The following is a 10,002-nucleotide window of genomic DNA, read 5'->3' as shown; positions in this document are numbered from 1 at the left end:
CCCCACGAACGGGTCGCCGCGCTTTTACTTCGTCTTCTCCACCACGTTCTCGCCCGTGGCGATCTCCTTGCGGGCCCAGTGACCCCAGTGGTACAGGGCGTCGGACTCGGACACCGTGCCGTCGCCGAACATGAGCTTCGCCGTGCCGCGGTACGGCTGGAAGATGCCGGCGCCCAGGAAGATGTGCGCCAGGCCGAACACCGCGATCAGCAGAAAGCCTATGTCGTGCAGGAACAGGGTCACGCCGTGCACGCCCGCACCGAAATCGAACAGCGTCGTGCCCAGCAGAAGGATGATGCCCGTGATGCCCAAGAGCACTCCGGCGAACCACAGCATGCCGTCGGCGAAACGCTGGCCGCTCTTGACCTCGCGCTGGTCGGGCATGTGGATCCACTTGGCCATGAACAGGTACGGGAAGAACAGCATCATCCACTTCTTGTCGTCGGAATCCCAACGATCGAACAGGTTCTTGAAGATGTGCGCCACGCCCTTCGGAGCCAGCAGGGCGCTGATCAGCGGCACCGCGACGAACACGACGCCGATGATGCGATGCGACATGCGAATGGCGAACACCGTGTCCGCGCCGACAGCGGCCGCGAGGGCCGGAACGAACACGAACAGGCCGGAGATGCACAGCAGGATGCACGCCGCGATGGTGATGCCGTGCGTCAAGCGCGCCTGCAGCGAGTGGCGCTTGATGTAGCGTTCCTTGCCACTGGCTGCCATGCTTGCCAAGAACGCCTGGTTCTTGGCGGCTTCCTCAGCGGAAACCTTGACGGGTCCCTTGCTCATCGGTTGCCTCCCTTCTTGCCCGGAAGGTTCTCGGTGATATGCTCCATCACCGTCTCCTCGTCCTGGCCGTCACCGTGCTTGACGACCTCTCCGGTGTCGACGGAGATCGTGTCGTCCGTCTCGGGGTTGTACGCCAGCTTGTCGCGCTTGTAGCCGATGCCCAGCACGAACATGGCCGCCAAGCCGGCAACCGTGAGGCCCGTGACGGCGCCCGTGACCGGCTTCATGATCTGGGTCAGGCCGACCATCGGGTTGACCTGCGGGTCGACGACCTGGCCGTGCGCTTCCACGCCGTGCTTCAGCACCTGGATCACGTGAAGGCCGCCCACCTCGTCCTCACCGTACAAGGCGGCGTCCGCATAGCCCTTGCCGTGCAGGTAGTCCACGCGTTCCCGGGCGATGGAAAGCATCTCCTCGCGATCGCCGAACATGAGCGCCTGCGGTTGGCAGGTGGTCACGCACGCCGGAGCCAGGCCCTGCTCGACGCGGTCGAGGCATCCGGTGCACTTGTTGATCTTGCTCGTGTCGCCGTGGTATTGCGGCACGTCGAACGGGCAGGCCGTGGAGCAGTACCTGCAGCCGATGCACTTGGACTCGTCCACGCTGACGAAACCGGTGGCCTCGTCCTTCTTCAGCGCCCCGCCAGGGCAGATGGTGGCGCAGGGGGCGTCGGTGCAGTGCTGGCACGAGCGGCGCCCGAAGGCCCACTTCACGCCCTTGTCGCCGCCGGCCTCCTCATGGAAGCTGATCAGCAGGCGCGTGTCGCCGTTCAAATCCATCGGGCTTTGGTACGAGCCCGTGGAAGGGTTCCCGTTCTTCTCGAGGGTGGACGGCAGGCCGTTCCAGCACTTGCAGGCCACCTGGCAGCCGCGGCACGCGGTGCAGCGGGAGGAGTCGAACAATATGGCTTTCTCACTCATAGCTCACCCCTCCTATGCCTTCTCGATGTCGACGAGGAACGCCTTGTACTCGGGCACCCAGCAGTTCGGGTCGCCCACGTTCGGCGGCAGGTCGTTGACGATGTCTCCGGTGGCGAAGTCGCCCGCCCAGCCGAAGTGGTGCGTCATGCCCACCTGGTGCACGGTCTCGCCGTTCACCTTGAACGGCTTAAAGCGAGGCGTGACCAGCGCCATGACCTCGACCGACCCGCGGTTGTTGAACACGCGGACGCGCTCGCCGTTCTCGATGCCCTTTTCGGCCGCCAGTTCCACCGACATCTCGACGAACTGCTCGGGCATGGCCTCGTTGAGGGCCGGGCACGTGCGGGTCTGGCCGCCGGTCTGCCAATGCTCGGTGACCGAATAGGTGGTCACCGCGATGGGGTACTGGCTGCGGTCGCCGCGCTTGACCGACTCGAACTCGGCGAAGCGCACGCACGGCGAGTTCTGCCGTCCGTTCAGCTTGTTGTCCGCCGGGCTCTCGAAGGGCTCGTAGTGCTCGGGCAAAGGACCGTCGCCCATGCCGTAGCTCTCCAGGCGCGCGTTCTGCTCCCACAGCATCATGAACGCCTTGTTGTTGGGCGGCACGGGCGTGCCGTTCGACACGGCCACGAAGTCGCCGACGTCGTTCTGCACCCACTTCTCGCCCGTCCATTCGACCAGCACCCGGTTCGGGTTCCAAGGCTTGCCTTCCAGGTCCGCCGAGGCGCGGTTGTAGATGATGCGACGGTTGAGCGGCCAGGCGAACGACCACTTGGGATGCAGCCCCAGCCCCGTCGGGTCGTCGGCGACGCGGCTGCCGATGGCCTGCTCGGCCGGGTCGAGCGGAGCGTCGTTGTTGGCCCAGAAGCCGGTGTAGATCCACATGCCGCAGGCCGTGGAGCCATCGGCCTTGAGGTTCGCGAACGTGCTCAGCAAATCGGGCGCGCCGTTCTCGAAGCCGCCCTCGGCGTAGTTGTAGCCGTTGAGGGCCCAGGCCACGGGGCGCGGGTCGATCTTGCCGTCAACGTAGTAGTCCCACTTCGTGTTGACGACGGGCTCGGGAGCCACGCCGTCTTCCTTCTTGTACAGGTCGACGATGGCCTTCCACAGCACGTCGCAGATCTCGTAGTCGGGCTTGGCGTCTTCCCACGGCTCGACGGCCTGGTAGCGCCACTGCAGCCAGCGGCCGGAGTTCAGGATGGTGCCCGGCTTCTCGTAGATCAGCGCCGCGGGCAGGAAGTACACCGTGGTGTCGATGTCGGCGGCGTTCATGTCGGGGGCCTTCCAGAAGGTGGCGGACTCCGTCTCCACCCAGTCGGCCACCACGAGCCAGTCGAGGTTCGCCATGGCGCGGCGCACGTTGCTCGCGTTCGGCGCCGAGTGGCAGGGGTTCATGCCCCAGTTGAAGTAGCCCTTGATGATACCCTGGCTCATCAGCTCGAACGAGCCGATGATGGAGTAGTCGGGGCTCTTCGGCACCTTCGGCCACCAGTCGTAGCCGTAGTCGTTCTCCACGGTGGCCGCGTCGCCGAACCATTCCTTCAGCGCGGAGACGATGAACTTCGGCTTGTTGGTGTAGTAACCGTCCGCGTACGTCTCCTTCTCGCACCATTTGCGCAGAGACGGCGTGCCGTACTCGGTGGGCCAGTTCAGGTAGCCGGGCTGGTTCGCCACGAGCATGCCCATGTCGGTGGCGCCCTGCACGTTCGGCTCGCCGCGCAGCGCGTTCACGCCGCCGCCGGCCACGCCGACGTTGCCCAGCAGAAGCTGCAGGATGCCCATGGAGCGGCAGTTCTGCGCGCCGTAGGTGTGCTGCGTCTGACCGAGCGCGTACAGGATGGTGCCGGACTTGTCGGGAGCGCCGGTGGCCGCGTAGGTGGCGTACACCTTCTCCAAAAGCTCCTTGTCCATGCCGCACGTGGCGGACACGGTGTCCAGGTCGTAGCGTGAATAGTGCTTCTTCATCTGCTGGAACACGCACATCGGGTCCTGCAGGGTCATGTCGCGCTTCGGCACTTCGACGGTGGGAGGCGTGAACTCGGGCACGCCCTCGGCCTTGGCCCAGGCGTAGGCGCCGCCCTCCGAGGTGTCCCACTCCTTCGTGGACTCTACCTGGTAGTGCCAGGTCTTCGCGTCGTAGGTGGCGCTGTCCTTGTCGAAGCCCGAGAAGATGCCCGTCTCCACATCGAAGGAGTACTCCTCGTCCAACAGGTAGGACGCGTTCGTGTAGTTCAGCACGTACTCGTGCTGCCACAGGTCGTGCTCGAGAATGTAGTTGAACAGACCGCCGTAGAAGGCGATGTCGGTGCCCGAGCGGATAGGACAGTAGATGTCCGCCATCTCGGCCGAGCGCGTGTAGCGCGGGTCGACGACGATCCACGTCGCGCCGTTGTCGAGCGCCCTCTGCACCCACTTCGACGAAACGGGGTGGTTCTCGACGTTGTTGGAGCCGATCGTCAAGATGACGTCGGCGTTCTGCATGTCGCAATAGTGGTTCGTCATCGAACCGCGACCGAATGTTGCTGCCAGACCGGCAACCGTGGGGCTGTGTCAAACACGAGCCTGGTTGTCGATGGCTATCACCCCTAGCGACCGCATCATCTTGTTGATGAGGTACTCTTCCTCGGAGTTCTGCTGGCTGCCGCCCAAGCTGGCGATGCCGTGGCAACGGTTGACCGTGATGCCGTTGGACACCGTCTCGAACGTGGCGTCGCGCGTGTCCTTGACCCAACGCGCGATCTCGGCGACGGCGTCGTCCCAGGTGATATCCTCCCACTCGGAGGCGCCGGGGCGTCGAACCATCGGACGGGTCCTGCGGTTCGGGTTCTTGATCACCTCGCGCGTGGAGGGATCCACCACGTTGCGCAGCTGGAACATCGTGGCGCCCTTCGGGCACAGGCCGCCCTGGTTGACCGGGTGGTCGGGATCGCCTTCGATGTTCACCAGCTCGCCTTCGCGGGTGGAGCAGATCACGCCGCAACCGCCGGAGCAGTAGCAGCAGATGTTCGTGTACTCCTCCGTGTTCACGAGCTTCCAGTCGGCTGCGGGCTCGACGGCCAGCGCCTCCGACTGTGAGGACAGCTCGAACGCCATGGTGGTGGCGAACGCTGCGCCGGCGGCTTTGAAGAAGCCCCTGCGTGACAGGTTCATGTCCTCGTTCTCCTTCCTTCTCGTCCGTTGAGAATCATGCGCCGAAACCAGCGGGGGACGTCGCCGAGGGCATGGGAGACGTCGTCCTGCTCGTGGTACCGGTACGCGCATGCCTTGGCCGAGCCGGCAGCCCTCCACCGCCCGACCGCCGCGATCTTAGCAAGCGCCTTGCGACGCGGCGTAATTAGTTTCTGATGATATGGGTGTTTTTATGCGCAAACTCTCAAGATTCCTTCGTGGAATATTCGGTAAACGTCATTCCGCGCCGAACGCCGCAGGGCGAACGGCCTGTTTCCGCCGATGGGCGGGGATACGGTTCCGGTAGGCGGTACGTTTACGGCGGCGGTGCGGTATCGACGAGCGGCGCGGATAACGCGCAGGCGGCAGGTTGCTCAGGACGCGGACGGGACTGCTATACTGCTGATGACGACCGATCCGGCTTACGCGAAAGGAATCCCATGAGCGAGACCGAGCGCATACGGCTCACCCGCCTCACCGAGAAGGGCGGTTGAGCGGCGAAGTGGGGTCCGGGAGACCTCGAAGAGATACTGAAGGACATCGCGCCGCCGCCCGACGCCGATCTGCTGCTGGGCTTCGACACGTCCGACGACGCCGCCGTCTACCGCCTGAACGACGACACGGCCGCGGTGCTGACGCTCGACTTCTTCACGCCGGTGGCGGACGACCCCTACGAGTTCGGCGCCATCGCCGCGGCGAACGCGCTGTCCGACGTGTTCGCCATGGGGGCGAAGCCTCTGACGGCGCTCAACATCCTCGCGTTCCCGTGCAGTCTGGGCACCGACGTGGTGGGCGAGGTGCTGCGCGGCGGGGCCGACAAGGTGCGCGAGGCGGGCGCGTTCGTGGTGGGCGGCCACTCCATCGAGGACGACGAGCCGAAGTACGGCCTGTCGGTGTTCGGCACCGTGCACCCTGACCGCATCGTGCGCAACGGAGGCGCGCAGCCGGGCGACGCGCTGTTCTACACGAAGGTCCTCGGCTCGGGGATCATGAACTCGGCGTTCCGGGCCGGGTTCGAGGACGACGAGGGCATGCGCCCCGTCATCGAGTCCATGATGGAGCTCAACCGTGCGGGCGCCGAGGCGATGGCGGCCGTGCACGCGCACGCCGCCACCGACGTGACGGGCTTCGGGCTGGCCGGCCACCTCCACGAGATGCTGGAGGCCTCGGACGCGTCGGCCGAGCTCGTCTGGGACGACCTGCCGCTGTTCAAGGGCGTCTACCGGTATTCCTGCGACTTCTGCCGCCCTGCCAAGACGTTCGGCATTATCGACTGGGCGCGCGCCTTCGTGAGGCAGGGCGGCCTCGAAGACGAGGAGTTCGAGAACCGCATGGGCGTGCTGTGCGACCCGCAGACGTCCGGCGGCCTGCTGGTGGCCGTGGCGCCCGACGAGGCCGACGCGTTCGCGCGCGCGTTCGAGGCGGCCGCCGGTCGCCCGCCCGCGCTGATCGGCCATGTTCGCGACGGCGCGGCGGGCGAGATCAGCATGAAGTAGGGCCGTATCGCCCCGGAAGGGGCGATGCGGCCGCCGGGCGATCTGCATGCTGCCTTCGTCCGATCTCGAAAGCGTTGGGCGCAAATCGGCAGCCCTGGCAAAAATCGAGGAGCCCTGATGCCCCTGCGGGCGACGTTGAAAACGCCACCTGGCCTTTCTCCGTTTCAAGCGAGGAACCGCAGCGGAATACGCTCTAAAAATTGCCATGGGTCCCCATTCGCGCCCACCAAGCGGCAGTCGCTACAGCATCTCGATGAACGCGGCCAACCGGGTTCCCACCTGGCCGCCGTCCCCTGCAGAGTAGTCGGTTTCCAGCTTGAGGTACGGGATGCCCTCTTCCTCCATGCGCCGCTGCACACGGGACGATTCCACGTTGAACGTGTGGCAGGCTTGCAGCACCACCTCCACCACGCCGTCGGCGCGGTAGGCGCGGGCCATTGCCGCCGTATTGTCGATGCGGGCGTCGTTCGGCGTCATGACCGAGCAGTTGACCGCAAGGTAGCGATCGGAGATGGCGCGCAGGATATCGTCGGCGTCCTCGTCCACGAGCAGGCGGTTCGCTCTCTCGCCCGAGCAATCGTCCAGGCACACGATCACGCCTCCGTGCTCCTCGATCACCTTGCCCACCTTGTTGATGACGCCGCCCGAAGGGCACCCGGTGAGCAGGATGCGCTTCGCCGTGGCGGCGACAGGGCGCTCGCCCGCAGCGTAGGCGCGCTCGCGCTCGTCCGCCAGAGCCTCCAGCTTCCCGACGAACGTCTCCACATCGAAGCTGAACGTGCTGGCCAACAGCGTGCTCATGAGCTCCACGCCGCGCATGGCGGGCGGCTCGCTCCTCTGCAGCTCGTAGAGTCGCACGAGCGCGCGCCGGTAGCGGTTGCGCAGTCGCGCCGCATCGCGCAGCTTCCCGTCGTCGATGCGCACGCCGAAGCGGCGTTCGAGCTCGCTCGCGAACAGCTTCACCTCTTCGTGCCAGATATCGGCGGCGTAGGAGCGCGCCTGGCTCTGGGGCAGATGCAGCACGTGCACGTCCTTGAGGTCGGCGAGCAGCTCGTACATCTTCTTCTTGCCATCGCAGGTAGTCTCGCCCACGATGATGTCGGAGAAGTAGGTATAGGGGCATTTCTCGGTCAAGGCGAAGCCGTAGGTGCCCTTGATGAGCGGGCACAGGTTCTTCGGCAGCACGGTCTCGGCGTCGGGAATGGCCTCGTCGCTCATGCCGCACAGGCCGATGGCTGCCATGCCGGCCGCATCGATCACCTCGAGCGGCGTGTACGAGCACAAACACCCCGCCAGCTTGCCGCCCCGCTCCTTATACTCCTTGGCCGCCAGAAAGCCCAGCTTGCGAGCTTCGTTGAAATCCTCGAACGAGCGCGGCAACGCGTTATCCGGCATGGCGCCCCTCCCCTTCCTCGGCCAGCAGCGCGGCTCCCACGGCGCCGGCGAAGCGCGCGCGGGGCTCGGTGGCCACAAGCTCGCCCAGGCGCGCGCCGAGGCGCTCGACGAAGTACCCGTTGTCGCACAGGCCGCCCGTCAGGAAGTAGGGTGCGCCCTTGCCCTGCGCCACGAGCACCGACACCCGCTCCACCACCGATTCGATCACGGCGTACGCGATGTCCTCGCGCGGCGTTCCCTTGCCGATGAGGCTGATGACCTCGGACTCCGCGAACACCGTGCACATGGACGAGATGGACGTGGGCGCGCCCATCCGGGCGAGGCGCGCGAGCTCCTCCTGGCTGACGCCGAGGCGGTTCGCCATGACTTCGAGGAACTTCCCCGTGCCGGCCGAGCACTTGTCGTTCATCGCGAACTTGACCACCTTGCCGCCGCGCAGCACGATGACCTTCGTGTCCTGGCCGCCCACGTCGACCACGGTGCCCCCGCCGCCGAACAGGAAAGCGGCGCCCTTGCCGTGGCAGGTGATCTCGGTGACCACGCGGTCCGCATAGGGGACCGCGACGCGCCCGTAGCCCGTCGCGACGCAGGGAAGCCCGCGCGGGTCGAAGCCGCGCGCGAGCAGCTGCTGGGCCAGGCGCTCGGCCGCATCGACGCTGCTGAACCCCGTGGGGCACACGAGCGTCTCGGCGAGCCGGCCGTCTTCGAGCACCGCCGCCTTCGCGGCCGTGCTTCCTATGTCGATGCCGATCGAGGGCATGGGCGAGGTCCTTTCATCTTTTCTCGGCGCGGGGGAGAACGTGGCAGGCCGTGCGTTCTTTCCTTAGTACAATTCCACCTCGTGCACGGCCTCGTACGCCAGGCCGCCGCTCTCGAGGGCGTCCAGCAGCGCGCCGCGCTCCTCGGCGGGGACGCACCAGGCCAGGCCGCAGCCGGCGGAAACCTCCGACGGGATGGGTATCATCCTGCCCGGGAGGCCCGTCTCGCGGGCGGCGGCCTCAACGGCCATCGCATCGCTCGTGGACGCGAACGTCACCACGGCTTTCGGCGTCTTCTTCCGCACGGCTCAGGCCTCCTCGGCGATGGCGGCCACGGCGGCGATGCCGGCGTCCACCTCGTCCTCGGTGTTGAAGCTGCTGAAGCTGAACCGCACGGCGCCCTGGCGCTGCGTGCCCAGCGCCTCGTGCATGAGCGGCGCGCAATGGGCGCCGGCGCGCGTGCAGATGCCGAACTCGGCGTTGAGCGCGTCGCCAACTGCCGCAGAGTCCGCATCGCCCACGTCGAGCGCCACGATGCCGCAGCGCCCCGCGTCCCCGCCTCCGCCCAGCACGCGCACGCCGTCGATGCCGCGCACGCCGCGCTCGAAGCGCTCGGCCAGCGCGCGCACCTGCGCGCCCAGCTCCTCCACGCCGCGCTCCTCGATATAGGCGAGCCCCGCGCTCAAGCCGGCGATGCCGTGGGCGTTCAGCGTGCCTGCCTCCAGGCGCTCGGGCATGCGCGCGGGATGGCGCCGGTCGTAGCTTTGCGTCCCTGAGCCGCCCACCTTCAGCGGCTCGATCTCCACGCCTTCCGCCACGGCGAGGCCGCCCGTGCCCTGGGGGCCGTACAGGCTCTTGTGCCCGGTGAACGCCACGACGTCCAGCCCATCGCGCCCCATGTCGATGGGCACGACGCCCGCCGTCTGGGCCGCGTCCGCCACCAGCAGCGCGCCGTGCTCGCGGCACAGGCGCGCGATGCGGGCGATGTCGTACACGTCGCCCGTGAGGTTGGAGGCGTGGGTGACCGCCGCCAGCCGCGCCCCCGGAAGCGCCGCCTCCAGCGCGTCGTAGTCCAGCGCGCCGCGCGCATCGTGGGGAACCACGACCACCTCGCAGCCGCGCTCGTCAGCCAGGCGGTACAGCGGGCGCAGCACCGAGTTGTGCGAGGCGGCCGTGGTCACCAGCTTGTCTCCCGGCCGCGCGAGCCCGACGATGGCGGTGTTCAGCGCCTCGGTGGCGTTGCTCGCGAAGGCCACGCGCGACGGGTCGCCGGCGCCCAGCAGACGCGCGAGCTGCTGGCGTGCCCGGAACACGGCGTAGCCCGCATCGAGCGACGCCTCGTGCACGCCGCGCCCTGCGCCGCCGAAGCTGTTGACGGCGCGCGCCACCGCCTCGGCCACCTCGGGCGGCTTGACGGCGGTTGTCGCCGCGTTGTCGAAGTAGATCATAGCTCCACGGTCCTTAAGTCTCGCG

8 protein-coding genes are annotated in these 10,002 nt (G+C 67.1%); 1 reads left to right on the top strand and 7 read right to left on the bottom strand.

What is annotated here, in order from left to right; all coding sequences use genetic code 11:
* Positions 1-24: 24 nt before the first annotated feature.
* The 3 genes from GT613_RS10885 to GT613_RS10875 are packed head-to-tail and all read right to left on the bottom strand — an operon-like array spanning position 25 to position 4,862.
* Entirely contained in the window at positions 25-792 is a 768-nt protein-coding gene (locus GT613_RS10885; RefSeq protein ID WP_161172622.1) for a cytochrome b/b6 domain-containing protein, read from the bottom strand.
* Positions 789-1,712: a 4Fe-4S dicluster domain-containing protein gene (locus GT613_RS10880; protein WP_009307093.1), complete on the bottom strand. Its 924-nt coding sequence runs from the start codon at positions 1,710-1,712 to the stop codon at positions 789-791. The genes GT613_RS10885 and GT613_RS10880 overlap by 4 nt, the downstream gene beginning before the upstream one ends.
* A 12-nt stretch (positions 1,713-1,724) precedes the next feature.
* Positions 1,725-4,862, bottom strand: a complete 3,138-nt coding sequence (locus tag GT613_RS10875) for a molybdopterin-dependent oxidoreductase (RefSeq protein ID WP_147271339.1) — start codon at positions 4,860-4,862, stop codon at positions 1,725-1,727.
* Between the two features lie 458 nt (positions 4,863-5,320).
* On the opposite strand from GT613_RS10875, the gene selD reads away from it, so the two are divergent.
* Positions 5,321-6,376 (top strand): selenide, water dikinase SelD, encoded by a 1,056-nt coding sequence (gene selD / locus GT613_RS10865; protein WP_083803368.1) that lies wholly within the window; start codon positions 5,321-5,323, stop codon positions 6,374-6,376.
* A 240-nt stretch (positions 6,377-6,616) separates the two neighbouring features.
* On the opposite strand, the gene GT613_RS10860 is transcribed toward selD, so the two are convergent.
* From GT613_RS10860 to GT613_RS10845, 4 genes are all read right to left on the bottom strand, one after another.
* A complete protein-coding gene (locus GT613_RS10860) occupies positions 6,617-7,771 on the bottom strand; it encodes a double-cubane-cluster-containing anaerobic reductase (protein ID WP_009608673.1) in 1,155 nt (384 codons plus the stop codon).
* A complete protein-coding gene (locus GT613_RS10855) occupies positions 7,761-8,531 on the bottom strand; it encodes an acyl-CoA dehydratase activase (protein ID WP_009307098.1) in 771 nt (256 codons plus the stop codon). Before GT613_RS10855 ends, GT613_RS10860 begins: the two co-directional genes overlap by 11 nt.
* Before the next feature lie 63 nt (positions 8,532-8,594).
* Positions 8,595-8,834 (bottom strand): DUF3343 domain-containing protein, encoded by a 240-nt coding sequence (locus tag GT613_RS10850; RefSeq protein ID WP_009307099.1) that lies wholly within the window; start codon positions 8,832-8,834, stop codon positions 8,595-8,597.
* Between the two features lie 3 nt (positions 8,835-8,837).
* Positions 8,838-9,977: an aminotransferase class V-fold PLP-dependent enzyme gene (locus GT613_RS10845; protein WP_009608617.1), complete on the bottom strand. Its 1,140-nt coding sequence runs from the start codon at positions 9,975-9,977 to the stop codon at positions 8,838-8,840.
* Positions 9,978-10,002 lie beyond the last annotated feature (25 nt).

It is taken from the genome of Eggerthella sp. BIOML-A4, from assembly GCF_009875575.1.
Classification (GTDB): Bacteria; Actinomycetota; Coriobacteriia; order Coriobacteriales; family Eggerthellaceae; genus Eggerthella; species Eggerthella lenta.
The sequence above is the reverse complement of the archived record's forward strand: the minus strand, read 5'-3'. Positions and strand labels throughout refer to the sequence as shown.